The following is a 23,902-nucleotide window of genomic DNA, read 5'->3' on the forward strand; positions in this document are numbered from 1 at the left end:
AAGGGCGAGAGGCTACGCGAGCGGATCGAGGAGCAACTCGCCGACGTCCAGAATAAGCCGCGTCTTGTCCGTTCATTCTTCGACGCTCCATCTGTCGCCTATATTTCCGACTGCTGAGTAAGACCGTGTTGCAGGCTGCACGAATAGGAAAGCGCTCAATCTCGACTTTCAACAATCTTTTACTTCTCGCCTCAGCGGGCCGCTCCTACCATGGGCTTCGCTGCGGGCCGAGCGGGCCTGCGGCGCCCAAGCTCTGTCCATCCATCGGCGCATTCCGGTGCGCCCGCGCAGGAGCCACTCTCGTGAAGATCGCCGCGTTGCAGGCGGACCCGACCCTCGCCGTCAGCATCGAACAGACCCTGCGCCTGAACGGCCACCAGTGCACGCGCTACCTCAGCGGGCGCACCATGATCGGCGCGCTGCGCGGCAGGTCGTTCGATCTGCTGATGCTGGATTGCGACACGCCGGGGATCCCGGCACTGGAAGTGCTGGCGTGGGTGCGCCGCACGCTGGGCAACGAGATGCCGGTGATGCTCACCGGCACGTCGAACGAAGACGGCTTTGTCGCGGCCTGCTTCGCGCAGGGCGCCGACAGCTACGTGCCCAAGCCGCTGCGCACGGCGGAGCTTGCCGCGCGCGTGCTGGCGCTGCTGCGCCGCGCCCGGCCAGCCGGCACGGACTGCGACCTGGAGCACGGCCCGTTCCGCTTTGCCACCGCCGAGCGGCGGGTGTGGGTCCAGGGCAAGCCGGTGCTGCTGGCCCCCAAGGAATTCGACCTGGCGGTGCTGCTGTTCCGCAACCTGGGTTCGCTGGTGCTGCGCCAGGCCATGGTCGACCAGGTCTGGCGCTATCACATGGACCCGGCCTCGCGCACGGTGGACAGCCATCTGTCGCGCGTGCGCACCAAGCTGGCGCTGTGGCCGCACAACGGGGTGCGGCTGTCGGCGGTATATGGGCTGGGCAGCCGCCTGGATGCGGCATAGCGCTGCCGCCGGTTTCGTCGCCGGCGTCAGTCGACCTTGATGCCGGCTTCCTTGACGATGCGGGCGTTCTCCGCGGACTCTTCGCGGATGGCCTTGACAAACTGCGCCGGCGTGCCGCCGGTCGGCACCTCGCCGCCCTTGAGCAGGCGCTCATGGACTTCCGGCTCGGCCAGCGCCTTGTTCAGCTCGGCGTTCAACCGGTTGATGATGGCCGCAGGCGTCTTGCCCGGCGCGAAGATGCCAAACGTCGAGGTCAGGTTGGCCTTGGGGTAGCCCAGCTCGGCCAGCGTCGGCACCGAGGGCATGTTCTCCAGGCGCCTGGGCGCGCCCACCGCCAGCGCGCGCAGGCGGCCGGACTGCATATGCTGGGTCAGCACCGGGCTCGCGTTGGTGCTCATTACCTCGAACTGGCCGCCGAGCGCGTCGTTCATCTGCTGGCCCGCGCCCTTGTACGGGATCAGCGTGATATCGGCCTTCGACTTCTGCTTGATCTGTTCCAGCACCACATGGCCGACGGTGCCCAGGCCCGAGGTGGCCCAGCGCACCGAACCCGGTTTGGCGCTGGCCTGGCCGATCACATCGGCAAAGCCCTTGCCGGTGAAGCCAGAAGTGGCAACCACCAGCACCGGGGAATACATCACGCTCATCACCGGCGCCACGTCCTTCTGCGGATCGTAGTTGACGCGGCCCACATACGGATTGAGCGTCAGCGGGCTGGTAGCGGCAAAACCCAGCGTATAGCCGTCCGGCGCGGCCTTGGCGACGGCATCGATGCCGATGCTGCCGCCTGCGCCAGCCTTGTTCTCGACCACCACCGAGGTACCCATCTGCGCCGTCAGGCGCTCGCCAAGCGCGCGCGCCACGGTGTCGCTGATGCCGCCGGTCGGGTAAGCGACGATCAGGCGGATCGGGCGGCTGGGATAGGCATCGGCAGCGGCGGCGGGCAGTGCGGCGGCGACGCCACTGGTGACGCAGACTGCGGCCAGCAGGGACGAGCGGAAGGGGAAGGCCATGATGGAAAAGCGGGAGAGATTCGACAGGAGGGCGCCCGGCGCGGCACCAAGATGCCGGACCGGCGCGGAGCAGCCGCTATGTTAGCCGATCGGGGTGCGCGCTCAGCGCTCCAGCGGCCGTTCCGGCACCCACGAGACAAAGAGCTCGTTGGCACGGTCATAGAGCCGCCATGCCGTGCCGCAGTCGCGGCAGGAAAAGGAAAGCATGCTGTACGGCACGCCGGCGGCACTCTGCCTGACCACCGGTGCCGTGCCGCGCAGCGCCAGGCAGGCCGGCGGTTCGCGGCGGCGCGGGTCGTCGGCCAGCGCCAGGCAGCGCTCGCAGGGCGGCATGGCCGGTGTGGCGGAAGGGGCTGGGGCGGGTGGCATCGTCGGCTGTAGCGGGGGCACGTCAGACTTCATGCCCGCCATGATGCCGCAAAACTCCGCGGCGCAGCAGCAGCCTTCGTGGATGAAATCAGGCAGGCTGCGTGCGCGTCACCGCGGGCGGCGCCGCCGCGCGCTGGCCCAGCCACACGCTGCCCAGCACCAGCAGCGCGCCGGCGGCCTGCATCGCCGTCAGTGCCTGATCCAGCACCAGGAAGCCGAGCACCGTGGCGCTGACCGGGCTCAGCAGCCCCAGCGCCGCCACCGCCGACGACGGCATGCGCCCCACCCCGCGGAACCACAGCGCATAGCTGAAGCCGGCGCCGATAATGCTCAGCCAGGCATAGCCAAGCCAGTTGGCCGGCGTGAAATGCCCCGGCAGCGGTTCCAGCGCCAGGGCGAACGACAGCAGGAACAGCCCGCCCGCGCACAATTGCCATGCGGTCAGCACCAGCGGCGAGACTGGCGGGCGCCAGTGCCGCGTCAGCACCGTGCCCGCCGCCATCGATACCGCCCCGGCGGCGGCGGCCGCCACGCCGACGGCGTCGAGCCGCGCGGCCGGACCCAGCACCAGCAGCGCCACCCCCAGCAGCCCGCCCACGCCGGCCAGCCAGGCAGCCGGCCGCGGTCGTGCCCCCAGCCAGGCCCATGCCAGCACCACCACGATCAGCGGCTGGATCGCGCCGACCGTGGCCGCCACACCGCCCGGCAGCCGGTACGCGGCGATAAACAGCATGGCCTGGAAGAAGCCGATATTGAGCACGCCCAGCACCGCCGCACGCCACCACCAGCTGCCGCGCGGCAGTTGCCGGCCGAAGGCGAGCAGCGCCAGCCCGGCCGGCAGCGCCCGGATCACGCCCGACAAGAGCGGCTGCCCCGGCGGCAGCCACTGGCTGGTGACCAGGTAGGTGCTGCCCCAGATGGCCGGGGCAAGTCCCGTCAGCAGGATGTCCCTCAGTGTCACGCCGGCAGGCGCTGGTGCAGAGGTATTCGTCTTCATTTCAAGTTTCTTGATATCAAGATAAATCCACTTTACGAAGCGGATTGTTTGATGTCAAGATACTTCTGTGTTCCGCCATTCGCGTGTCCGCACGCCTGCCCCTGATGACTGCCCGCCGCAAACCCGAAGACACGCCTGACCATGTCGACGGCATTCTCGCGCAATGGGCGCGTGAGCGCCCGGACCTGGATGCCTCGCCGATGGGCGTGATCGGCCGGCTGGGACGGCTCAACCGCCATACCGCCCGGGCCATTGAAGCCGCGCTTGGGGAAACCGGCCTGCAGCCGTGGGAGTTCGATGTGCTGGCGACGCTGCGGCGCACCGGGCCGCCCTATGTGCTGTCGCCGGGCGCGCTGATCGGCTCGCTGATGATCACCTCGGGCACCATGACCAACCGGCTCGACCACCTGGAGCGGGCCGGGCTGGTGCGGCGCCAGCCCAATCCGGAAGACCGGCGCGGGCTGCTGGTGGAGTTGACCGAGGCCGGACGCGAGCGCGTCGACCGCGCGCTGGAACTGCACGTGGCCAACGAACACCGCCTGCTGGCCGACCTGACCGCGACCGAGCGCGCGCAACTGGCCGCGCTGCTGCGCCGCTGGCTGCGCATGTTCGAGCCGCCACCGGGCGGTGGCGGCGAAGACACTGAAAAGGCCTGAGCGTCAGGCCCGTTGCGCGCGCTCGCGCAGGTCCGGCAGGAACACCGTCAGCAGGCCCAGCAGCGGCAGGTAGGCGCAGTACTCGTACACCGCGCGGATGCCGTGCGTATCCGCCATGCCACCCAGCACCGCGGCGCCGATGCCGCCCATGCCGAAGGCAAAGCCGAAGAACAGGCCCGACACCATGCCCACCTTGCCGGGGATCAGCTCCTGCGCGAACACCAGGATCGCCGAGAACGCCGAGGCCAGGATAAAGCCGATGATGAAGGTCAGCACCGTGGTCCAGAACAGGCCCACGTGCGGCAACACCAGCGTGAACGGCGCCACGCCCAGGATCGAGGCCCAGATCACGCGCTTGCGGCCGATGCGGTCGCCGATCGGGCCGCCCAGGATGGTGCCCGCCGCGACCGCGGCCAGGAACATGAACAGGTGCAGTTGCGCGTCCTGGCGCGCCAGCCCGAAGCGCTCCATCAGGTAGAAGGTGTAGTACGAGGTCAGGCTGGCCATGTAGAAGTACTTGGAGAACACCAGCACCATCAGCACCACCATTGCCCGCACCACCACGCGCGTGGGCGCCGGGCTGGCGGCCGCGCCGGCGGCCTTGCGCTTGCGCGCGCCCTGCGCCAGCTGGCGCGAGTACCAGCCGCCGATGCGCCACAGCACCACGATGCCCACCAGTGCCGCCAGCGAGAACCACGCCAGGCTGGCCTGCTGGTGCACGATCAGCGCGGCCAGCAGCGGTCCCATGGCGCTGCCGCCATTGCCGCCCACCTGGAAGATCGATTGCGCCAGCCCGTGCTGCCCGCCCGAGGCCATGCGCGCCACGCGCGACGACTCCGGGTGGAAGATCGACGAGCCCGTGCCGACCAGCGCCGCGGCCACCAGCAGCACGCCGTAGCTGGGCGCCACCGACAGCAAGAGCAAACCCGCCAGCGTGAACGCCATGGCGATGGCCAGCGAATGTGGCTTGGGATGCCTGTCGGTGTACAGGCCCACCACCGGCTGCAGCAGCGACGCCGTGACCTGGTAGGTCATGGTCAGCAGGCCGATCTGGGTGAAGCTCAGGTTGAAGCCCCCCTTGAGCATCGGATAGATCGCCAGGATCAACGACTGGATCATGTCGTTGAGAAAGTGGGCGAAACTGATCGCCGACAGCACGCGGAAACCGGTGCGTTCGGCTTGCGGGGACGGTGAAGCGGAGGCTGCGCCGGTCGGCGCGGAGTCGATGGTTGTGCTCATTGGCGGCTCTCGACAAACGGAAAGCGGCCGGCGGGGGCGCCGGCCTGGAAGGATCTGAGCACCGATGCTAGCTGGCGCCCCGGCGCCTGTCCTGCGAGAATAGGTCCGCAACCTTGGAGAAAAGGACATGCCGCGCGCCACTCGCCCCCTTTCCGCATCCGGCTCGGGCCGCCGCCGGCCCGGCGCACGACATGCGCCCCCCGCCCCCACGCCAGAAACGCTGGCGCTGGGCGACACCTACGCCGATCCTCCGGCCTACGTCCGCTTCGACCGCAGCCCGCTGCCCGTCACCGCGATGGCCGCCGACTACCTGCCCGGCCACGTGACCAATCGGCACCAGCATCCGCACGCGCAACTGATCCACGCGGTGCATGGCGTGATGGTGGTGGCTACCGCCGAAGGCCAGTGGATCGTGCCGCCCACGCGCGGCATGTGGATGCCGGGCGGCACCACGCACTGGATCCGCATGGTTGGCCGGGTGCAGATGCGCACCGCCTATATCCGCCCCGATGCCGCCCCCGACCTGCCGCAGCGCTGCACCGTGCTGGGCATCTCTGCGCTGCTGCGCGAGCTGATCCTGGCTGCAGTGGACATCCCCCTGCCCTACGCCCCCGACACCCGCGACGCGCGGCTGATGCGGCTGTTGCTCGATGAGGTGATGCTGGTGCCGTCGCTGCCGCTGCACCTCCCGCGCCCGGCCGACGACAGCCTGCGGCAGATCTGCGATGCCATCACCGGCGCGCCCGATACGGCGCTGACGCTGGCGGACTGGGGGGAACGTCTCGGCGTGGACCCCAAGACCATCCAGCGCCGCTTTGCGCGCGAAACCGGGATGACCTTCGGGCAATGGCGCCAGCAGGCGCGCCTGCTGGCGGCGCTGGAAAAGCTGGCCGCCGGCAGCAAGGTGGTGGATGTGGCGCTGGACCTGGGCTACGACAGCCCGAGCGCGTTCGCGACCATGTTCAGGCGGCAGTTCGGCGTGCCGCCGAGCGCGTTCTTCCGCTAGACGGCCTGGGCACAGAGGCTCAGGCGCCCAGGTAGCGCTCGACCAGCCGCGTCCAGTAGGCCGCGCCCACGGTCAGGTTCTCGTCGTTGAAGTCGTAGCCGGCGTTATGCAGCAGCGGCTGGTTGGCGCCGTTGCCCAGCCGCACGAAGCAGCCCGGGCGCTGCTGCAGGAAGTAGGCGAAGTCCTCGCTGCCGGCGATGCGCGCGGCCTGGTCCACCACCTTGCCGGCGCCGACCAGTTCCTCGGCCACCTGGCGCGCGAACTCGGTCTCGCGCTCGCTGTTGACCAGCACCGGATAGCCGCGCACGTAGTCGATCTCGGCCACCGCGCCATAGCCTTCGGCGTGCGACGTGGCAAGCTGGCGGATACGGTGCTCCAGCAAGGCGCGCACCTCGGGGCTGAACGAGCGCACGCTGATCTCCATGCGCGCGTTGTCCGGGATCACATTGGGGGCATGGCCGGCGTGCAGCGTGCCGATCGTCACCACCGCGGTCTCGTTCGGGTCGATATAGCGCGACACCACCGACTGCAGCGCCATCACCAGGCTGCCGGCCACCAGGATGGGGTCTACCGACTGGTGCGGGCGCGCGGCGTGGCCGCCCTTGCCGCGGATGGTGATGGTGACCGTGTCGCACGCTGCCATGAACGGGCCCGAGCGGAACAGGAAATGGCCCTGCTCCACGCCCGGATGGTTGTGCAGCCCGAAGATCGCATCGCACGGAAAGCGCTCGAACAGCCCGTCGGCCAGCATGCGCTCGGCGCCGCCGCCGGCGCCGATTTCCTCGGCCGGCTGGAAGATCAGGTGCACGGTGCCGTTGAAGTTGCGCGTGCGCGCCAACTGTTTTGCCGCGCCGAGCAGGATCGCGGTATGGCCGTCGTGGCCGCAGGCGTGCATGCGGCCGGCATTGACGCTGGCGTAAGGCAGTTCGGTGCGTTCGAGGATCGGCAAGGCGTCCATGTCGGCGCGGATGCCCACGCTGTGGCCGCTGTCCCCGCAGCGCAAGGTCCCCACGACCCCTGTGCCACCCACGCCGCGCGTGACCGTATAGCCCCACGCTTCCAGCAGGCTCGCGACCAGGCCCGAGGTACGGACCTCGTCGAAGGCTAGTTCGGGATGCTGGTGGATATTGCGCCGGATGGCTTCGAGTTCAGCGCGGCTGTCCAGCGTGTCAGCCAGCGCGCAATACCGGTGCCTGAGTGGCGACGCGGGGGACGCCGTGAGGGCGGTGCCGAGATAAGACTCGATTTCGGGGGCGTGCTCAGACATGATGTTTTGCTCTCTGGCGAAACCTGTATAACCAGTATTTCACGCAGAAAACGCGAGCGAAACGCCAAGCGTGCGATTTCCTGTAAAACCATGTAATCCGGGCCGTTTCAGCGCCGGAACTGTTGCCCTAATCGTACGCTTTGTATGGAAACCCAACGCTTTGTGTGAAAGCGTATCGGTGGGGAACCATCCGAGGCGACGTTTCTTCCGCCTGCGCATGGACACCGGCCCGCGTCACGGCAAAGACAACGCGTGCCGGCGCCCTGCCCTCAGCGCTCGCCGTATGCCACCACCTGCTGCGTCTGCTCGCCCAGCCCGTCCACGCCCAGGCGCATGGTGTCGCCGGCCTTCAGGAAGCGCGGCGGCTTGAAGCCCATGCCCACGCCCGGCGGCGTGCCGGTCGCGATCAGGTCGCCTGGCAGCAGCGTCATGAAGCGGCTGACATAGCTGACCACGGTGGCCACGTCGAAGACCATGGTGGCGGTGCTGCCCTTCTGCACGCGCTCGCCATTGACCTCCAGCCACAGCCCCAGCGCCTGCGGGTCCGGCACTTCGTCGCGCGTCACCAGCCAGGGGCCGGCCGGGCAGAAGGTGTCGCAGCCCTTGCCCTTGTCCCAGGTGCCGCCGCGCTCGATCTGGAACTCGCGCTCCGACACGTCGTTGACCACGCAGTAGCCGGCCACGTGGTCCAGCGCCGCTTCGCGCGAGACATTGCGCGCGGTGGTGCCGATGACCACGCCCAGTTCCACTTCCCAGTCCGTCTTCTGCGAGCCGAACGGCAGCATCACCGCGTCGTTGGGACCGTTCAGCGAGCTGTTGGCCTTCAGGAACACGATCGGCTCGGCCGGCAGCGGCATGCCGGCCTCGGCGGCGTGATCGGCGTAGTTCAGGCCGATCGCGACGATCTTGCCGATACCCGTCCAGGGCACGCCAAAACGCGCGCCTTCCATGACAGGCAGCGTCGCCGGATCGACCTGCGCCAGCCGCGCAAGCGCCGCAGGCGCTAGCTGCGCCGCGCCGAAATCACTCACCACGCCGGACAGGTCGCGCACGCGGCCTGCCGCATCGATCATGCCCGGGCGCTCGTCGCCGGGGTTGCCTACTCGAACCAGTTTCATCGTCGTCGTTGTGTCGTTGCGTCTTCAGGGGAATGTTCAGGCGGATTGCTTGAAGGCGGCCCCGCGCCCATTGGCTTCAGCCAGCGTCTGCGCCACCACGCTCAGGACTTCCCTGGCCGTGTTCTCGGAGTGGGCACGCAGCACCTGCGCCAGGTGTGGCCGGCCGGGCTCGCGCAGCGCGGCCATGATGGCCTCGTGTTCCTCATGCGACTCCTGCCAGCGGATGGTATCGGCATTGGCCGCGCCGCGCGCGCGGTGCACCTTGCTCATCAGCGTGGCATAGACGCCAGCCAGCACCGGATTGGCGGCGCCGTCGATGATCAGCTGGTGGATTTCCTGGTTGATGCGGAAATAGTCGGTGCGCCGGCCCGCGGCATGCGCGTCGATCATGGCCTGGTGGCGCCGCTCCAGCTTCGTCATGTCCGCCGTGCCCAGGCGCTGCGCGGCCAGTTCACCCGCCAGGGCCTCCAGCCCGTGCAGGGTCTCGAAGGTGGCGCGCAGTTCTTCCAGGTCCAGCGGCGCCACGCGGTAGCCGATGTACTGCCGGTGCAGCACCAGCCCCTCGGACACCAGCACCTTCAGCGCCTCGCGCAGCGGCGTCTTGGAGACATCGAAGGTCTCGCAGAAGGCCCGTTCATCGATCCGCGCGCCGGGCGGCAGTTCGCCCTCTTCGATCATGGTACGCAGCCGCGCGGCGATTTCAGCCGACATGCCGAGCGTGCGCAGGCGCGTGGTTTGGGAAAGCGTTTGTGTCACAGACGTCACCAGAATGGGAAATGCACCAAGACAAGGCTACCACACACTCAAATTGTGCATCCGCGACACAGTAAAATCAATGACTTACAGAAGTTGTAATTACAGATTACGTATCCTATACTCCGGCCTGTTGCGCAACACGCCAACAGAACTGCCTCACCCAAGGACTAAAACAGGAGACGCCGTCATGCAGACGACAAGCCGGGCGACAGTGATGACGGAGGGCAAGTCCTCCGTACGCTGGAAGATTTTTTTGATGATGCTGTTGCTCGTCGCGATCAATTACATTGACCGCGCATCGCTATCGGTGGCCATGCCACTGATCGCCAAGGAGTTCGATCTCAGCCCCGCCATGCAGGGGCTGATCCTCAGTTCCTTCTTCTGGACTTACGCATTCATGCAGATCCCGGGCGGCATGCTGGCTGACAAGTACAAGCCGCGCATCGTGATTGCCTGCGCCACCGTGTTCTGGGGCTTCTTCCAGGCGATCGCGGCGGTCTGCACCAACGCCACCTCGCTGCTGCTCACCCGGCTTGGGCTGGGCGCCTCCGAAGCGCCGATCTACCCGGCCGGCGGCAAGCTCAACGCCATCTGGATGACACCGAACGAACGCGGTCGCGGCGCCACGCTGCTTGACGGCGGCGCGCCGCTGGGCGCGGCCCTCGGTTCTCTCATCATTGCCGGGCTGATCAGTGAACTCGGCTCGTGGCGCATGTCGTTCGTGGTAGCCGGCGTCGGCACCGTGCTCGCCGGCTTCGTGGCCTGGTGGTACATCCGCAATTCGCCGCGCGAACACAGCGGCGTCAATGAACTCGAAGCGCGCCACATCGAGGAAGCGCATGCACGCGAGTACAGCGCCGAGCCGACCAACCTGTCCGGCCGTTCGCTCGACTTCTTCAAGTACCGTTCGGTGTGGTGCATGGCCATCAGCTGGATGTGCTTCAACGCCGTCTTCTACGGCCTGCTCACCTGGATGCCGACCTACCTGAGCAAGGCCCGCGGCTTTGACCTCAAGACGATGGGCGGCGCGAGCTTCATCATCTTCATGAGCGGCTTCGTCGGCGAACTCGTCGGCGGCTGGATCGCCGACAAGTGGAAGGAAGCCGGCGGCCGCCCCAACGTGGTGATGCGCACGCTGTTCGGCATTGCGGCCGTGGTCGCCACCGTGTCGATCTTTTCGGTGGCCTATGTCACCAACGCCGTGGCCGTGGTGGCGCTGCTCTCCTCCACCCTCTTCTTTCTGCGCTGGTGCGGCCTGTTCTGGTCCGTGCCGTCGATGCTGGCCACCCGCAACAAGATTGGCTTCCTGGGCGGCCTGATGAACCTGGGCGGCAATATCGCCGGCATCAGCGTGCCCATCATCGTCGGCCTGATCGTGCAGGCCACGGGTTCCTACTTCCTGGCGCTGATGTTCTTCGCGGCCGCCGGCGTGGGTTTGTTGTTCGCTTCCACCGCGATCGACTACGAGACCAAGATCCCGGTCTGATCCGCTCCCGCCCCGACAGCACTTTCATTGATATTGCCTCATGCAAGGCAAACCACGCACGCTGCGCCGGCTGCTGCCGGCACAGCGGTGGAGGAGACATGTCATGACCCGCTTCCCACGTATGCTCGCTGCCGCCCTGCTTTTGCTGGGCGCAGCGCAGGCGCACGCCGCGCCAGCCGCGCCATCGGCACCCGCCGGTGACGGACTGCCGACGGCACAACCCGAAGCCGTCGGCGTCGATTCGGCCAGGCTCGTCGCGCTGTCCGAATGGATCCGCCGCGACAAGCTCGACGTGCGCAGCCTGCTCGTCATCAAGGACGGCAAGCTGGTGTTCGAGCGCTACGGCGACGGCCTGGCGCGCGACTACAACCACGAGCTGTATTCCGTCACCAAGTTCATCAGCGCCCTGCTGGTCGGCACGCTGGTCGGCGATGGCAAGCTGAGCGCCGAAGACGCGCCCGCGCCGCGCCTGGCTGCCGCACGCCCCGACCTGGCCGGCGCGCTGGCAGACAAGCAGGCGATCCAGCTGCGCCACCTGATGTCGATGTCCAGCGGCCTGTCGTACAAGCTGGTGGAAGGCACCGACACGCTCTACTACGGCGTGCCGGACCGGCTGCGCGTGGCGGCCAGCGCCGCGGTTCGCACCAAGGCCGGCGCCGAGTTCGACTACATCGACGTCAATCCCGTGCTGGTTGGCGCCGCCATCACGCAAGCCGCCGGGCAGCCCGAAGACCAGTATGCGAAGGCGCGCCTGTTCGGCCCGCTCGGCATGAGCCACTACCGCTGGGACGGCGCCGACGGCAAGGGCGCGGTATCGGGCGGCTGGGGCCTGCGCCTGCGCTCCATCGACATGGCCAAGCTCGGCATGCTGATGCTGGACCAGGGCCGCTGGAACGGCCGGCAGATCGTGCCGGCCTCGTGGGTCGCGCGCATGACCACGGCCGCCGGCCCGGCCCGGGACTATGGCTTCTACTGCTGGATCAACAACATCGTGCAGAGCGAGCGCGAGTTCAGCGCCATGGGCTACAAGGGCCAGTTCATCACCGTGCTGCCGAAGCAGAATGCGGTGATCGTGATGAACAGCATCATGTCCACGCAAGGCGGCCTGCGTGATGCGGCGTACCTTGACCTGTACCGGCGCATGGTGAATGAATACGTGCTGCCCGCGCTGCAGGCCGGCAACACCGTCAGGCCCGATGCCGCGCGGCAGGCCGCGTTGCAGAAGGAACTGGCGCTGGCGCGTGCCAGCCAGGGCGTGCCCGGCACCGCCCTCGCCTTCAACGACAAACCCGAACAATGAACCCCAGAGGCGCCGTCTTCGCCCTTACCGCAACAGACGGCGCCCACCCCAACCCCTGAGAACGACTGATATGACCAAGCAAATCCGCCTCGGCATGCTGACCCCGTCTTCCAACACGGCGCTCGAACCCATTACCAGCGCCATGGTCAGCGGCCTGCCCAATGTCAGCGCGCATTTCTCGCGCTTCACCGTGACCGAGATCTCGCTGCGCGACCAGGCGCTGGGCCAGTTCAACCTGAACAAGATCCTGGCCGCCGCCAGCCTGCTGGCCGATGCGCGCGTCGATGTCATTGCCTGGAACGGCACGTCTTCCGGCTGGCTCGGCTTCGACAAGGATGAAGCGCTGTGCAAGCAGATCACCGAAGCCACCGGCATCCCGGCCACCACTTCGGTGCTGGCGCTCAACGAGATCCTGGAAAAGACCGGCGCGCGCAACTTCGGCCTGGCCACGCCCTACCTGGACGACGTGCAGCAGCGCATCATCGCCAACTACGAGCGCAGCGGCTTTCACTGCGTGGCCGAGAGCCACCTGGACCTGCACGTGAACTACAGCTTCGCCGAGGTCGAGGCAGACACCATCCGCGACATGGTGCGCGGCCTGGCCCAGCACAAGCCGCAGGCCATCACCACGTTCTGCACCAACCTGCGCGCCGCGCACCTGGCTGAAGAACTGGAAGCGGAAACCGGCATTCCGTTGTACGACACCATCTCCACGGTGGTGTGGAAGTCGCTGCGCCTGTGTGGCGTGGATACGCGCGAGCTGCGCGGCTGGGGCCGCCTGTTCCGCGAAGTGGAATAAGGGAATAAGCCGGCGCGACGCGCCAGCACCCTATGCAGATCTGCAATGCGCGTCCGCAAGGACGCGCATTGCTGCATAAGGGGGGCGATCCTAGACTGCCTGCACGGCCGCCGCATGGCGTGGCGGCCAGGCAACCACCACAGGATCGCAATGAAGCTCTACTACACTCCGGGCGTCTGCTCGATGGCCGTTCATATCGCCCTGCGCGAAGCCGGCCTGCCGGTCACGCTGGCCAGGGTCGACCTGCACCACCACAAGCTGGCCGTGCCCGAACACGGCACCGACGACTACTACACCATCAATCCGCGCGGCTACGTGCCGCTGCTGCAGCTCGACGACGGCTCGCGCCATACCGAGGTGGCATCGCTGCTGCAATACATCGCCGACCTGGTGCCCGAGCGCGCGCTGCTGCCGGCTGACGGCACCCGCGAACGGCTCGAAGCCACCGGCTGGATCACGCTGGTTTCCACGGAATTGCACAAGGTCTTCAGCCCGTGGCTGTGGCACAAGGAAACCGCACAGAGCACGCAGGACGAATGCAAGGCCAGGCTGCACCGGCGCTTTGCCGAACTCGACCAGCACCTGCAAACCCGCCAGTACCTGACCGGCGACACCTTCACGGTGGCGGATGCGTACTGCTTCACCATCGTCGGCTGGGCCCGCATCCTGAAGCTGCCGCTCAACGACTACCCGGCGCTGCAGCAGTACTTGTCGCGCATTGCCGCGCGCCCGGCGGTGCAGGAAGCGATGCGGGCCGAAGGGCTGGTACGCGACTGAATCCAGCCGCGCGCAGAGAATCGCTCGCTCAGCGCTGCGCGCCCAGAAGCGATTCGATCTTCGCCAGCAGTTCCTTGTCGTCCGGCGTGGTGCGGCTGCCATAGCTGGCCACCACCTTGCCATCGCGGCCGATCAGGTACTTGTAGAAATTCCACTTCGGCGTGGTGCCGGTCTGCCTGGCCAGCAGCGTGTACATGGGGTTGGCATCGCTGCCCCGCACATGCGACTTGCCGAGCATCGGGAACTTGACGCCGTAGGTGTTGTAGCAGAAGTCCGCGATCTCTTTCTGAGACCCGGGTTCCTGCGAGAAGTCATTGGACGGGAAGCCCAGCACCACCAGGCCGCGCGCGCCATACCTGGCGTACAGCGCTTCCAGCCCTTCGTACTGCGGCGTGAAGCCGCAATAGCTGGCGGTGTTGACCACCAGCACCACCTTGCCGGCGTACTGGCACAGGTTCTGCGGCGCATCGTCCTGCAGGCGCGGGAAGGTGAAGTTGAGCGAGGCAGGGCATGCGCCCGCGGTGGCGGCTGGGGCCGCCGCGGGCTTGTCGGCGGCGCGCGCCGGCGCCGGCAGCAGGGCGGTGCTGGCCGCCGCAAAGGTCAGGGCGGCAGCCAGGCTGGAAAGCAGGGAACGACGGATCATGGCGACGGGGCTCCGGTGGTCGGCTCGCTGTATCGGGTACGCGTAGAGTATGCGTAGTTTAGGCCGATAACGGCCCGCCGGATGCGGCGCCACGTCAGTCGGTCAGTCCATGGCCAGCGTGGCGGCGTGTTCGGTGACGCTGCTGCGCAGCTCCAGGTCCGGCATGCAGCGCACGATCAGCAGCGCCAGCACGGCCGCTGCCGCGCCCATGGCAAAGATCAGGTGGAAGCCCGACTCCACGCCGCCCGCCAGCACCGCGCGCACCGATGGCGACAGTTGCGAGAAGGCCTCGCTGCCATGGCGCAGCGCGCCCAGGTCCAGCGTCTGCGTGACGCCCGAGGCCGTCAGCGCGTGGCGGAATTCCAGCGTCAGCAGCGTGCCGGCCACTGCGCCGCCCAGCGCGCTGCCGAGCGAGCGCAGCACTAGCAGCGCACCCGTGCCGGCGCCGGTATCGCGGCGCTCCAGCGCGTTCTGCACGCTCATCAGCGTGGCCACGATGGTGATGCCCAGGCCCACGCCGGCCAGCGCCATCGCCACCAGCACCACGGCCAGCGGCACCATCGGGGTCATCAGTGCCAGGATGATCAGCCCCAGCGCGCCGGCGATATACCCCGCCGTCAGGATGCCGCGCATGCGGCCCACCCGCGGCGCCAGCCACGCCACGATGAAATTGCCAGCCACGTTGGCCAGCAGGAACGGCATCACCAGCAGGCCCGAGGTCGACGCATCGACGCCGCGCACCAGCTGGAAGTACAGGGGCAGGGCGAAGATGCACAGGAAGATATCGAGCGCGGCCAGTGCCGACGCGGCCACGCCCATCACATAGGCGCGGTTGGCGAACAGGCGCGGCGGCAGCATCGGGTCCGCGGCGCGGCGCTCCTGCCAGGCCAGCAGCAGCACCGCGGCCGCGGTGGCCAGCAGCAGGGCGCCCAGCTCCGGCGAGAGCCAGTCGTAGACGTCGCCGCCCCAGCTCATCGCCAGCAGGAAGGCGACGATGGCCACCGCCAGCAGCAGCGCCCCCAGCCAGTCCACGCGCGCACGCCCGCCGCGCGTGGGCAGGATGGCCAGGCCGCGGTAGCACATAAACATTGCCAGCAGGCCCAGCGGCACGTTGACCCAGAACAGCCAGCGCCACGACAGATGGTCGGAGACCCAGCCGCCCACCAGCGGCCCGGCGATCGACGCCACCGCCCACACCGTGGCCAGGTAGCCCTGATAGCGCCCGCGCTGGCGCGGCGCCACCACATCGGCAATAGCCGCCTGCGCCAGCGACATCAGCCCGCCGCCGCCCACGCCCTGCAGCGCGCGGAACAGGATCAGCTGCCCCAGCGTCTGCGCCAGCGCGCACGCCACCGACGCGCCGATAAACAGCGTGATCGCCACCATCAGCAGGCGGCGGCGCCCGAAGCTGTCGGAGAGCTTGCCGTACAGCGGCGTGGTCACGGTCGACACGATCAGGTACGCCGTCACGATCCACGACAGGTGGCCGAAGCCGTTCAGGTCATTGGCGATGGCCGGCACGGCCGGGATCACCACGGTCTGGTCGAGCGCGGCCAGCAGAATGCACAGCACGATGCCGCCAATCACCCGCATGACGGCGCGATGGTCGTGGGCGGGCAGGGCCGGCATGGTGTCCGAGGCGGATGCGGCAGAGGAGGGGGAGGACATGGGCAAGCACGAAACCGCAGCAATGTGCGGTTAAATCAACATCAAATGCAGGGAATATCGGCCGGGAGCCGCGTGATCGGGGCGTGACGCCGTCGCGGTTGGCCTAATTCAGCGAACGCATAATTATATGCGGCCAGCGAATATCGTGCTGGCAACGCTGATGCCTGGCACATCACTTGCGTGATGCCACATGGCGCTGCAGTCTATGAAAGATCACATCACCGCTATCGAAGGTAAGATCCCGTCATGACCGAGACCCCACGACAAGAAACACGTCAGGCCGCCGGCGCGGCCGGGCCCGAACTGGGCCAGTGGCACCCCGTGCTGGCCATCGAACAGGCCCAGGGCGACGGCCCCTTCGCCGCCCGCCTCTTCGGCCGCGCGCTGGTGCTGTGGCGCAACGCCGACGGCTGGCACGCCTGGGACGACCGCTGCCCGCACCGCGGCGCGGCCTTCACGCTGGGCGCCGTGCGCGACGGCCTGCTGCATTGCGGCTACCACGGCTGGCGCTTTGAGTCAGGCGGGCGCTGCACGCGCTACCCCGCCCACCCCGAACTGGTGCCCGCGCCGCGCGCCTGCGCCACCACGCATGCGGTGCGCGAGGGCTACGGACTGCTGTGGGTACGCCTTGGCGGCGACGGCACCGATGCCGTGCCCGGACTGCCGCCTTTCCCCGAATATGCCGACGCCGAATGCCGCCATGTGGTCTGCGGCCCCTACGACGTTGCCACCTCGGCGCCGCGGCTGGTGGAAAACTTTCTCGACATGGCGCACTTCAGCTACGTCCACGACGGCTACCTGGGCGACCCGGAGCACACCGAGGTGCCGCCCTATGAAGTCGAAGCCGTCGGCGACGCGCGCAAGCCCGACGCGCTGCGCACCATCGGCTGCCGCGCCTGGCAGCCGCGCGCGCACGCCAGCGCCGCCGGCGGGGCCATGGTCGAGTATGAATACCGGGTGGTGGCGCCCTATACCGCGATCCTGACCAAGGTGCCCGACCTTGGCGACAACCATCGCGGCGCCATCGCGCTGTTCATCAACCCGAGGGACGACGAATCCAGCCGCGTCTGGTTCGTGATGTCACTGGTGACCGAGGACGACGACGCCAGCCTGCGCGCGTTCCAGGACACCATCTTCCTGCAGGACAAGCCGATCGTGGAATCGCAGCAGCCGCGGCGGCTGCCGTTGCGCACCGGCGTGGAAGTGCCGCAACCGGCCGACAAGCTGGCAGGCGCGTACCGCCGCTACCTGGCGGCGCATGGGGTGAGGTTCGGCACGCTGGACTAGCCGGCGGCCGCGTGCGGGATAGTGGGCGGGGCGGGCGCATCCCATGCGGCCTGGCCCCGGAACACAACAGGGCTAGTGCCTGCCCCCCGTGATGTAGTGCTCAAGCTGCTCGATGATGAACTGCTGCTCGGAGATGATGTCCTTCACCAGGTCACCGATTGACAGCATGCCGATCAGCGCGTCGCCTTCCATCACCGGCAGGTGGCGCAGCCGGTGCCGGGTCATCAAGGCCATGCATTCATCGGTGGTCTGGGTGGCGCTGACGTAGATCACCGCGTTGGTCATGATGTCGCGCACCAGCGTCTCGCGCGAAGTGCGCTGCATCAGGATCACCTTGCGCGCATAGTCGCGCTCGCTCAGGATCCCCTTGATTTCGCCATGCTCGATCACCAGCAGCGCGCCGATGCCCTTTTCGGCCATCAACTGCAGCGCGGCGTAGACGGTCGCCGTGGGCGGGATGCTGTAAATGGACTGACTCGGCTTGGACTCCAGAACCTGGCGTGCGGTTTTCATCACCAACTCCTTTTCCGTCGACAATACAATACGGCTGGCGGTGCCGGCATTCGGCGCCAATGCAATCAGAGTAGCAAAGGATCGCCCGCCCTTACAGGGTGACTTACGCTAATCTTTGTAAGCAATGCTGTGACGCAAGCATGGCAGCCATGGCGTCAGGTCTGCGGACCGGCACCTTTTCCCTCAAGTGCCGCCAGGCATAGCGCCTGCATTTCGGACACCCATGGTGCCGGCTCCAGCGCCGCGCCCTGCAGCAACAGCCGGTAGCGGCGCGCGCCCCAGACCGCCAGCACCAGCGCCTGCACCCTGGCGGCATCCGGAACGGTGGGCAAGTCGGGGCAGGCGCACAAGGCCCGGCGCCACGCCTCGCAGAACTCCTCGAACACGCGCCGGTGGTGCTTGGGCTCGGCGATGCGGGGCTCCAGCCCGATGATGTCGGCATCGAAGACGATGCCCGTGGCCTCATCGTCCGCGCCGCAGGCAATGGCCACCAGCCGCCGCACGCGCGTGCGTGCGCCAGTCGGCATTGGCCTGTTGCGTGACCTCGGCGTCGATGCGCGCCAGCATGGTCTCGACGGTGTGGCGCACATAGCCTGATGCCAGCGCTTCCTTGCTGGGGAAGTACTCATACAGCGTACCCACCGAGAACCCCGCCTCCAGCGCCACGGCGCGCGTGGTCAAGCCGTCCCAGCCGTCGCGGCGCCAGATCCGAACAAAAGCATCGTAGATGGTGTTGACGGTAAAGTGCGCACGCTGCTGCGACGGGCGCTTGAGCGGCTTGCTGCGCGGCGAGGCGGGCGGTTTCAGGCCGCTGGCGGCGGGCGCTTCGTTTCCGAACCCGGCGGCGGCGCCGCGGCGATAGATTCTTGGCATCGGCCTCACGGAAGTCATGGCGGACATTGCACGCCGGGCGGACGGGCCGCGAACCAGGAGAAGACATGGCAGCAACGGAACCGACCCTTGCCATCACGCGGCTGTTCAGCCGCAAGGATGCCCTAAACGAAAGCCGTCTGGAAGCCGCGCACGAGCCCGCCGGCGCCGCGCCCGGCGAGGTCCTGCTGCGCCTGGACCGCTTTGCCCTGACCACCAACAACATCACCTACGCCGCCTTCGGCGACGCCATGCAGTACTGGGACTTCTTTCCCACCGGCCGGCCGCAGTGGGGCCATATGCCGGTGTGGGGCTTTGCCGATGTGGTGGGCTCCGCTGTCGACGGCATCGTGCCAGGCGAGCGCTTCTACGGCTACTTCCCCATCACCAGCCATCTGCGCATGCAGCCCGAGCGCGTCACCGCGCGCGGCTTCTACGATGCGGCAGCGCACCGCGCCAGACTGACCTCGGCCTACAACCAGTACACCCGCGTGCAGAACGACGCCGCCTATGCGCCGGAACTGGAGCACTACCAGATGCTGTACCGGCCGCTGTTCATCACTTCGTTCATGCTGGCCGACTTCCTTGAGGACAACCGCTTCTTCGGCGCAAGCCGGCTAGTGGTGTCCAGCGCCTCCAGCAAGACCGCCTACGGCACCGCCTTCTGCCTGCGCGACATCGACGGCATCACGCTGACCGCGCTGACCTCAGGCCGCAACCGCGACTTTGTCCAAGCGCTGGGCTGCTACGACAGCACCGTCACCTACGACGAACTGGAGTCGATGCCGGTCGGCGAGCCCACGCTCTACGTCGACTTCTCCGGCGATGAATCGCTGCGTGCGCGCATCCATGCGCATTTCGGCGACAGCCTGGTGTATGACTGCTTTGCGGGCTCGGCGCAGAACACCGGCTTCCTGCGCGACCTGCATCTGCCCGGGCCCAGGCCCGAGTTCTATTTCGCCCCGGTGCAGATCCGCAAGCGCAATGCCGACTGGGGGCCGCAGGAAGTGAACCGGCGCTTCAATGCCGCGCAGCGCCGCTTTATCGAGCATGCGCGCGATCCGGCCAATGGCTGGCTGGCGCTGGTGGAGGAACGGGGATTCGAAGCCGCGCAGGCACGGATCGCGCGGCTGGCGGCGGGAAGCGGGGCGCCGCAGGAGGGGTATGTGGTGGTGGTGGGGTAAAAGCAGAACGGGCCCCGCTTGGGGCCCGTGTCTCACTCAGTCAGCATCCGCACCTTCACCTTCTTGCCCTTGACCTTGCCGGCATTGAGCCGCTTCACCGCCTCGCGCCCGATGCTGCGCTCCACCGCGATATAGGTCGACATTTCCAGCACGTTGATCTTGCCGATCTGCTCCTTGGTGAAGCCCGCGTCTCCGGTCAGCGCGCCCAGGATATCGCCGGGGCGGATCTTCTCCTTGCGGCCGCCCAGCATCTGCAGGGTCAACATCGGCGGCAGCAGCCGTTCATTGCTGGCGGGCCTCAGGTCGGCCAGCGCGTGCCATTCGAACTCGCCGCCATGGTGCTGTTCCAGGTTGCCCACGCGGCCCATCTCGTCCATGCTGACCAGGCTGAAGGCCCAGCCTTCCTGGTCGGCGCGGCCGGTGCGGCCGATGCGGTGCACGTGCACCTCGGGGTCGGGCGTGATCTCGACGTTGATCACGGCCTCGAGCTGGGCGATATCCAGCCCGCGCGCGGCCACGTCGGTGGCCACCAGCACCGAGCAGCTGCGGTTGGCAAACTGCACCAGCACCTGGTCACGCTCACGCTGCTCCAGCTCGCCGTGCAGCGCCAGCGCCTGGTAGCCCTGCGCGCGCAGCAGTTCCACCAGCTCGCGGCAGCGCGCCTTGGTATTGCAGAAGGCCAGCGTGCTGACCGGCCGGAAGTGGTCCAGCAGGCGCCCCACCGCGTTCAGGCGCTCGCCTTCCTCGACCTCATAGAAGCGCTGGCGGATGGTGCTGTTGTCGTGCGTAGCCTCCAGCTTGAGCGACTGCGGATTACGCAGGAAGCGATGGCTGAGCTTGTCGATGCCGGGCGGATACGTGGCGGAGAACAGCAGCGTCTGCCGTTCCTTCGGGCAGCGGCTGGCCACATAGGCGATGTCGTCGAAGAAGCCCATGTCGAGCATGCGGTCGGCCTCGTCCAGCACCAGGGTGTTGATGCCGGACAGGTCCAGGCTGCCGCGGTCAATGTGATCCAGGATGCGGCCGGGCGTGCCCACCACGATATGCGCGCCATGGATCAGGCTGTCGACCTGCGGGCGCATCGGCGAGCCGCCGCACAGCGTCAGCACCTTGATGTTTTCTTCCGCGCGCGCCAGGCGGCGGATCTCCTGCGTGACCTGGTCGGCCAGTTCGCGCGTGGGGCACAGCACCATCGACTGCACGTCGAAGCGGCGCGGATCGAGCCGGTGCAGCAGCGCCAGCCCGAAGGCGGCGGTCTTGCCGCTGCCGGTCTTGGCCTGCGCCACCAGGTCCTGGCCCGCCAATGTGATCGGCAGGCTGGCCGCCTGGATCGGCGTCATTTCGTCATAGCCAAGCTGCGCCAGCGTGGCGAGCATGGTGGGCGAGAGCGGCAGGGCGGAAAAAGCGGTGCCGGCTTGCGGCTGGGCGGGGGTCGAGTTCATGCGCGATTATAGCGATCCGTGATTGTCGATCCGTCACTCATCGGCCGGCGTCCAGCCCAGACGGTCCAGCAGCGCCTGCGCCGCGGCGGGCGCGCGTTCCTTGGCGCCGTTGATAAAGAAGACAAAGACCTCGCGCTTGCGCGCGGCGGGCTTGCGGTCTTCCACGGTGGGCAGGTCAGCCGGCCCGTGCCCCTGTGCCCAGGTGCGCGCCCGTTCGGCCCACGCATCGAGCGCCTTGGGCGCATAGCCGGTCTTCAGCTTCTCGCTGCTGGCCATCAGCCGTGCATAGACGAAGTCCGCGGTCAGGTCCGCCATCGACGGAAACTTGGGCGAATCCGTAAAGACCGTGGCGGCCTTGTACTTGCGCGCAAGCTTCAGGTAGTCCGGCGACTGGAAGCTGTCGTGCCGCACCTCCAGCACGTGGCGCAGCTTCACGCCCTCCACCGAATCCGGCAGCAGCTGCAGGAAGGCCTCGAAGTCCTCCGCATCGAACTGCTTGGTCGGCGCGAACTGCCATACCACCGGCCCCAGCTTGCGGCCCAGCTCGGCAATGCCGCTGTCGATAAAGCGTTCGATCGATTCGCCGGACTCCGCCAGCACGCGCCGGTTGGTGGCAAAGCGCGATGCCTTCACCGCGAATACGAAGCCATCCGGCGTCTCGTCGCGCCATTTGGCGAACGAGGTGCGCTTCTGCGTGCCGTGATACGTGCTGTTGATCTCGATCGCGCTGAGGTGGCGGCTGGCGTAGGCCAGCTCGCGCGACTGCGGCAGTTTGGCGGGATAAAAGTTGTCGCGCCACGCGGCAAAATTCCAGCCACCGATGCCAACACGCACCAGATCCGCTGGTGCGGCGGCCGTACGCGACCTGGCCTTGGGCTTGGGCGTGGCCTCGGACGTTGCTGCAGGCGTGGATGCGGCCTTCGCCGCGGTGCGTGCTGCCATGGCGCGATCTCCCGAAACGCGAGACTGGCAGTCTAGCGGGAAACCGGGCCAAGCGGTGGCGGCGTGGCAAAGTCGGCCGCCCATAAAAAAAACCGGAAGAGGGCGAAGCCCCCTTCCGGTCTCCTCTCGGAAACCCCCGGCCTCAGAACGAGAGGTTCACAAGCACATCCGCGGCGCTGACATCGGCCGGCTGCGACACCGTCGCGCCGGCGTTGCTGGCGGCCTGCACCGTGTACTTGCCCGCTGCCGTACCAACCGGCAGCAGCGTCACCGGCACCCCGGCCTGGTAGGTGCCGATCACCGGCGCAGCGGCCGGCAGCGCGCGCTCGGTCGCAAACAGGCTATAGGCGCCGGTATCGCTCGCGGCAGCAGTCGACGCGATCTCGAAAGTACCGCCATTGACCAGTTGCAGCGCACGCACGGTCGCCTCCGCGGACGCCGGCGCAACCGTGCCGGAGACACGCCGGTACGCCGACGCCGGCAGCGTGATCGGCCCCGTCGAGATCGACGTGGGCGTGCCCACCACCACCGGGACGGCGCGCACAATACCCGTCGCCTTGCCATTGGCTTCACCCGGCACTACCACCACGTCGACCGGACCGGCCGTGCTGCTCTGCTCGATCGGCGACAGCTTGAAGTTGCCGTTGGCATCCGCCACCGTTGCCTTCACCACCACGCCGTTGCGCTCGGCATAGACGCGCGCGCCCGGCGATGCAGCGACCACGCCGTTCACTTCGCCGCTGACGGTCACCGGGACTGCCGTCACCACCGGCTTCAGCCCAAAGGTGCCATTGCCGCGCCTGACCACCGACTTGCACGCGTCAAAGTCCAGCACCAGGTCGGTCAGCGTACCGCGCGCCACCGTGAACGGCCGGTTGATCTTGATGCCGGACTGCACCGCGCTTGGCGTATCCAGCGTCTGCTCGGTGCCGCCGGTCGGCACCACCGAGTTGGCCAGCGCATTGGCGCCGCCGCCAGTGTTGGCAGCCAGCACCAGGCGCACCTGCTGGTAGTCGCCGGCAGGCAGCGCGGTCTGGCCCAGCACCGACAACACGCCGTTGGTCAGCGACAGCAGGTCGATCTTGCGTGCCGGCACCACATCGATATTGACCCAGCCGCTGGCATTGACATCGGCACTGGCGCTGGTGTGGACACGCACCTGATTGACGGTCACGAAGACACTGCTGAAACCACAAGCCGGTGCATCGGTCATCGAGACCTGGAGCGTTCCCTGCCCACCGCCACCGCCGCCGCCGTCGCCACCGCCGCCACAGGCAGCCAGCGCAAGGGCACCGCTCAGGGCAAGTACGCGCACCGGCGCAGAAGTCAAAGAAAGGACTGACACGGTAGTCTCTCCGCATTATTTGTGAGTGGGATGACCGGAGGATATGTTGCAGTTCGCATAACGGCTGTAAGTCTTTGTAATACGTTGTGAAAAAGTCGCGACATTGTCTGCATGAGTGGTCAGGCAGCATTGGCTAGATGCTGAAGCTCTTCATCTCCAACGACTGCGCTGCGCAAGCGTTTCTGCTGCAGTTGCCACCAGCGCCAATGGCCCCTGCGCCAGCCCCCGGCATGTCGCGCGCG

General features: G+C 67.6%; 24 protein-coding genes and 1 pseudogene. 10 read left to right on the forward strand and 15 right to left on the reverse strand.

Translation table 11 applies throughout. The features are described from left to right. Window positions 1-117, forward strand: a pseudogene (locus DN412_RS44175) (IS630 family transposase); the annotation flags it as partial. Window positions 118-302: 185 nt separating this feature from the next. Further along, complete coding sequence (locus DN412_RS32485) at window positions 303-983, forward strand: response regulator transcription factor (RefSeq protein ID WP_115215328.1); 681 nt, start codon at window positions 303-305, stop codon at window positions 981-983. Window positions 984-1,009: 26 nt separating this feature from the next. On the opposite strand, the gene DN412_RS32490 is transcribed toward DN412_RS32485, so the two are convergent. The 3 genes from DN412_RS32490 to DN412_RS32500 form a co-directional block, all read right to left on the reverse strand. After that, window positions 1,010-1,996: a Bug family tripartite tricarboxylate transporter substrate binding protein gene (locus DN412_RS32490; RefSeq protein ID WP_115215329.1), complete on the reverse strand. Its 987-nt coding sequence runs from the start codon at window positions 1,994-1,996 to the stop codon at window positions 1,010-1,012. A 102-nt stretch (window positions 1,997-2,098) separates the two neighbouring features. Further along, window positions 2,099-2,407 carry a hypothetical protein gene (locus DN412_RS32495; protein ID WP_115215330.1) on the reverse strand — a complete coding sequence of 103 codons (309 nt, stop codon included), beginning with the start codon at window positions 2,405-2,407 and terminating at the stop codon, window positions 2,099-2,101. Between the two features lie 46 nt (window positions 2,408-2,453). Continuing rightward, complete coding sequence (locus DN412_RS32500) at window positions 2,454-3,362, reverse strand: EamA family transporter (protein WP_115215331.1); 909 nt, start codon at window positions 3,360-3,362, stop codon at window positions 2,454-2,456. 104 nt (window positions 3,363-3,466) lie between these two features. Between DN412_RS32500 and DN412_RS32505 the strand changes: the two genes are divergently transcribed. Then, window positions 3,467-4,018: a MarR family winged helix-turn-helix transcriptional regulator gene (locus DN412_RS32505; RefSeq protein ID WP_115215363.1), complete on the forward strand. Its 552-nt coding sequence runs from the start codon at window positions 3,467-3,469 to the stop codon at window positions 4,016-4,018. A gap of 3 nt (window positions 4,019-4,021) precedes the next feature. Here DN412_RS32505 and DN412_RS32510 read toward each other — a convergent pair whose 3' ends face one another. Then, on the reverse strand, window positions 4,022-5,257 hold the full coding sequence (locus tag DN412_RS32510; RefSeq protein WP_244222871.1) for an MFS transporter: 1,236 nt from the start codon (window positions 5,255-5,257) through the stop codon (window positions 4,022-4,024). Window positions 5,258-5,384: 127 nt separating this feature from the next. On the opposite strand from DN412_RS32510, the gene DN412_RS32515 reads away from it, so the two are divergent. Beyond that, window positions 5,385-6,263: an AraC family transcriptional regulator gene (locus DN412_RS32515; RefSeq protein ID WP_208647701.1), complete on the forward strand. Its 879-nt coding sequence runs from the start codon at window positions 5,385-5,387 to the stop codon at window positions 6,261-6,263. 19 nt (window positions 6,264-6,282) lie between these two features. Here DN412_RS32515 and DN412_RS32520 read toward each other — a convergent pair whose 3' ends face one another. The 3 genes from DN412_RS32520 to DN412_RS32530 form a co-directional block, all read right to left on the reverse strand. Continuing rightward, a complete protein-coding gene (locus DN412_RS32520) occupies window positions 6,283-7,530 on the reverse strand; it encodes a M20 aminoacylase family protein (RefSeq protein ID WP_115215332.1) in 1,248 nt (415 codons plus the stop codon). 269 nt (window positions 7,531-7,799) lie between these two features. Beyond that, window positions 7,800-8,648 carry a fumarylacetoacetate hydrolase family protein gene (locus DN412_RS32525; protein ID WP_115215333.1) on the reverse strand — a complete coding sequence of 283 codons (849 nt, stop codon included), beginning with the start codon at window positions 8,646-8,648 and terminating at the stop codon, window positions 7,800-7,802. A 36-nt stretch (window positions 8,649-8,684) separates the two neighbouring features. Continuing rightward, the gene (locus DN412_RS32530; protein WP_115215334.1) at window positions 8,685-9,359 is read right to left on the reverse strand and encodes a GntR family transcriptional regulator; all 675 of its coding nucleotides are present in this window, start codon (window positions 9,357-9,359) and stop codon (window positions 8,685-8,687) included. Window positions 9,360-9,591: 232 nt separating this feature from the next. Between DN412_RS32530 and DN412_RS32535 the strand changes: the two genes are divergently transcribed. From DN412_RS32535 to gstA, 4 genes are all read left to right on the forward strand, one after another. Beyond that, window positions 9,592-10,890: an MFS transporter gene (locus DN412_RS32535; protein WP_115215335.1), complete on the forward strand. Its 1,299-nt coding sequence runs from the start codon at window positions 9,592-9,594 to the stop codon at window positions 10,888-10,890. Between the two features lie 103 nt (window positions 10,891-10,993). Further along, window positions 10,994-12,190, forward strand: coding sequence for a serine hydrolase domain-containing protein (locus tag DN412_RS32540; RefSeq protein WP_115215336.1), 1,197 nt, complete (start codon window positions 10,994-10,996; stop codon window positions 12,188-12,190). A 70-nt stretch (window positions 12,191-12,260) separates the two neighbouring features. Next, window positions 12,261-12,989, forward strand: coding sequence for a maleate cis-trans isomerase family protein (locus DN412_RS32545; protein ID WP_115215337.1), 729 nt, complete (start codon window positions 12,261-12,263; stop codon window positions 12,987-12,989). Window positions 12,990-13,139: 150 nt separating this feature from the next. Then, complete coding sequence (gene gstA, locus DN412_RS32550; RefSeq protein WP_115215338.1) at window positions 13,140-13,766, forward strand: glutathione transferase GstA; 627 nt, start codon at window positions 13,140-13,142, stop codon at window positions 13,764-13,766. 28 nt (window positions 13,767-13,794) lie between these two features. Here the strand turns inward: gstA and DN412_RS32555 are convergent, their stop codons facing one another. Together DN412_RS32555 and DN412_RS32560 are read right to left on the reverse strand one after the other, a co-directional pair. After that, complete coding sequence (locus DN412_RS32555; RefSeq protein ID WP_115215339.1) at window positions 13,795-14,409, reverse strand: glutathione peroxidase; 615 nt, start codon at window positions 14,407-14,409, stop codon at window positions 13,795-13,797. 102 nt (window positions 14,410-14,511) lie between these two features. Beyond that, the gene (locus DN412_RS32560) at window positions 14,512-16,002 is read right to left on the reverse strand and encodes an MDR family MFS transporter (RefSeq protein WP_115215366.1); all 1,491 of its coding nucleotides are present in this window, start codon (window positions 16,000-16,002) and stop codon (window positions 14,512-14,514) included. A 321-nt stretch (window positions 16,003-16,323) separates the two neighbouring features. Between DN412_RS32560 and DN412_RS32565 the strand changes: the two genes are divergently transcribed. Beyond that, window positions 16,324-17,364 carry an aromatic ring-hydroxylating oxygenase subunit alpha gene (locus DN412_RS32565; RefSeq protein ID WP_115215340.1) on the forward strand — a complete coding sequence of 347 codons (1,041 nt, stop codon included), beginning with the start codon at window positions 16,324-16,326 and terminating at the stop codon, window positions 17,362-17,364. A gap of 72 nt (window positions 17,365-17,436) precedes the next feature. On the opposite strand, the gene DN412_RS32570 is transcribed toward DN412_RS32565, so the two are convergent. The 3 genes from DN412_RS32570 to DN412_RS44880 all read right to left on the reverse strand — a co-directional run bounded on the left by DN412_RS32570 (window position 17,437) and on the right by DN412_RS44880 (window position 18,750). Then, window positions 17,437-17,877 carry a CBS domain-containing protein gene (locus DN412_RS32570; protein WP_115215341.1) on the reverse strand — a complete coding sequence of 147 codons (441 nt, stop codon included), beginning with the start codon at window positions 17,875-17,877 and terminating at the stop codon, window positions 17,437-17,439. A gap of 155 nt (window positions 17,878-18,032) precedes the next feature. Beyond that, the gene (locus DN412_RS44875) at window positions 18,033-18,404 is read right to left on the reverse strand and encodes a hypothetical protein (protein ID WP_244222873.1); all 372 of its coding nucleotides are present in this window, start codon (window positions 18,402-18,404) and stop codon (window positions 18,033-18,035) included. Further along, a complete protein-coding gene (locus tag DN412_RS44880) occupies window positions 18,340-18,750 on the reverse strand; it encodes a TetR/AcrR family transcriptional regulator (RefSeq protein WP_244222874.1) in 411 nt (136 codons plus the stop codon). The genes DN412_RS44875 and DN412_RS44880 overlap by 65 nt, the downstream gene beginning before the upstream one ends. 65 nt (window positions 18,751-18,815) lie before the next feature. On the opposite strand from DN412_RS44880, the gene DN412_RS32580 reads away from it, so the two are divergent. Then, on the forward strand, window positions 18,816-19,931 hold the full coding sequence (locus tag DN412_RS32580; protein WP_115215342.1) for a DUF2855 family protein: 1,116 nt from the start codon (window positions 18,816-18,818) through the stop codon (window positions 19,929-19,931). A 32-nt stretch (window positions 19,932-19,963) separates the two neighbouring features. Here the strand turns inward: DN412_RS32580 and dbpA are convergent, their stop codons facing one another. From dbpA to DN412_RS32595, 3 genes are all read right to left on the reverse strand, one after another. Beyond that, window positions 19,964-21,373: an ATP-dependent RNA helicase DbpA gene (dbpA, locus tag DN412_RS32585; protein WP_115215343.1), complete on the reverse strand. Its 1,410-nt coding sequence runs from the start codon at window positions 21,371-21,373 to the stop codon at window positions 19,964-19,966. Window positions 21,374-21,406: 33 nt separating this feature from the next. Next, window positions 21,407-22,315 carry a DUF72 domain-containing protein gene (locus tag DN412_RS32590; RefSeq protein WP_115215344.1) on the reverse strand — a complete coding sequence of 303 codons (909 nt, stop codon included), beginning with the start codon at window positions 22,313-22,315 and terminating at the stop codon, window positions 21,407-21,409. A 142-nt stretch (window positions 22,316-22,457) separates the two neighbouring features. Then, entirely contained in the window at window positions 22,458-23,660 is a 1,203-nt protein-coding gene (locus DN412_RS32595) for a DUF4382 domain-containing protein (RefSeq protein WP_115215345.1), read from the reverse strand. Between the last annotated feature and the right edge of the window lie 242 nt (window positions 23,661-23,902).

Origin of the sequence: Cupriavidus lacunae (assembly GCF_003353055.1) — a bacterium.
Lineage (GTDB): Bacteria > Pseudomonadota > Gammaproteobacteria > Burkholderiales > Burkholderiaceae > Cupriavidus > Cupriavidus lacunae.

What these genes read in the sequence shown, in the direction of transcription:
- DN412_RS32490 (WP_115215329.1), bottom strand. Translation starts at nt 1,996, where the DNA reads ATGGCCTTCCCCTTCCGCTCGTCCCTGCTGGCCGCAGTCTGCGTCACC.
- DN412_RS32495 (WP_115215330.1), bottom strand. Translation starts at nt 2,407, where the DNA reads ATGGCGGGCATGAAGTCTGACGTGCCCCCGCTACAGCCGACGATGCCA.
- DN412_RS32500 (WP_115215331.1), bottom strand. Translation starts at nt 3,362, where the DNA reads ATGAAGACGAATACCTCTGCACCAGCGCCTGCCGGCGTGACACTGAGG.
- DN412_RS32505 (WP_115215363.1), top strand. Translation starts at nt 3,467, where the DNA reads ATGACTGCCCGCCGCAAACCCGAAGACACGCCTGACCATGTCGACGGC.
- DN412_RS32510 (WP_244222871.1), bottom strand. Translation starts at nt 5,257, where the DNA reads ATGAGCACAACCATCGACTCCGCGCCGACCGGCGCAGCCTCCGCTTCA.
- DN412_RS32515 (WP_208647701.1), top strand. Translation starts at nt 5,385, where the DNA reads ATGCCGCGCGCCACTCGCCCCCTTTCCGCATCCGGCTCGGGCCGCCGC.
- DN412_RS32520 (WP_115215332.1), bottom strand. Translation starts at nt 7,530, where the DNA reads ATGTCTGAGCACGCCCCCGAAATCGAGTCTTATCTCGGCACCGCCCTC.
- DN412_RS32525 (WP_115215333.1), bottom strand. Translation starts at nt 8,648, where the DNA reads ATGAAACTGGTTCGAGTAGGCAACCCCGGCGACGAGCGCCCGGGCATG.
- DN412_RS32530 (WP_115215334.1), bottom strand. Translation starts at nt 9,359, where the DNA reads ATGTCGGCTGAAATCGCCGCGCGGCTGCGTACCATGATCGAAGAGGGC.
- DN412_RS32535 (WP_115215335.1), top strand. Translation starts at nt 9,592, where the DNA reads ATGCAGACGACAAGCCGGGCGACAGTGATGACGGAGGGCAAGTCCTCC.
- DN412_RS32540 (WP_115215336.1), top strand. Translation starts at nt 10,994, where the DNA reads ATGACCCGCTTCCCACGTATGCTCGCTGCCGCCCTGCTTTTGCTGGGC.
- DN412_RS32545 (WP_115215337.1), top strand. Translation starts at nt 12,261, where the DNA reads ATGACCAAGCAAATCCGCCTCGGCATGCTGACCCCGTCTTCCAACACG.
- gstA (WP_115215338.1), top strand. Translation starts at nt 13,140, where the DNA reads ATGAAGCTCTACTACACTCCGGGCGTCTGCTCGATGGCCGTTCATATC.
- DN412_RS32555 (WP_115215339.1), bottom strand. Translation starts at nt 14,409, where the DNA reads ATGATCCGTCGTTCCCTGCTTTCCAGCCTGGCTGCCGCCCTGACCTTT.
- DN412_RS32560 (WP_115215366.1), bottom strand. Translation starts at nt 16,002, where the DNA reads ATGCGGGTGATTGGCGGCATCGTGCTGTGCATTCTGCTGGCCGCGCTC.
- DN412_RS32565 (WP_115215340.1), top strand. Translation starts at nt 16,324, where the DNA reads ATGACCGAGACCCCACGACAAGAAACACGTCAGGCCGCCGGCGCGGCC.
- DN412_RS32570 (WP_115215341.1), bottom strand. Translation starts at nt 17,877, where the DNA reads ATGAAAACCGCACGCCAGGTTCTGGAGTCCAAGCCGAGTCAGTCCATT.
- DN412_RS44875 (WP_244222873.1), bottom strand. Translation starts at nt 18,404, where the DNA reads ATGCCGACTGGCGCACGCACGCGCGTGCGGCGGCTGGTGGCCATTGCC.
- DN412_RS44880 (WP_244222874.1), bottom strand. Translation starts at nt 18,750, where the DNA reads ATGCCAAGAATCTATCGCCGCGGCGCCGCCGCCGGGTTCGGAAACGAA.
- DN412_RS32580 (WP_115215342.1), top strand. Translation starts at nt 18,816, where the DNA reads ATGGCAGCAACGGAACCGACCCTTGCCATCACGCGGCTGTTCAGCCGC.
- dbpA (WP_115215343.1), bottom strand. Translation starts at nt 21,373, where the DNA reads ATGAACTCGACCCCCGCCCAGCCGCAAGCCGGCACCGCTTTTTCCGCC.
- DN412_RS32590 (WP_115215344.1), bottom strand. Translation starts at nt 22,315, where the DNA reads ATGGCAGCACGCACCGCGGCGAAGGCCGCATCCACGCCTGCAGCAACG.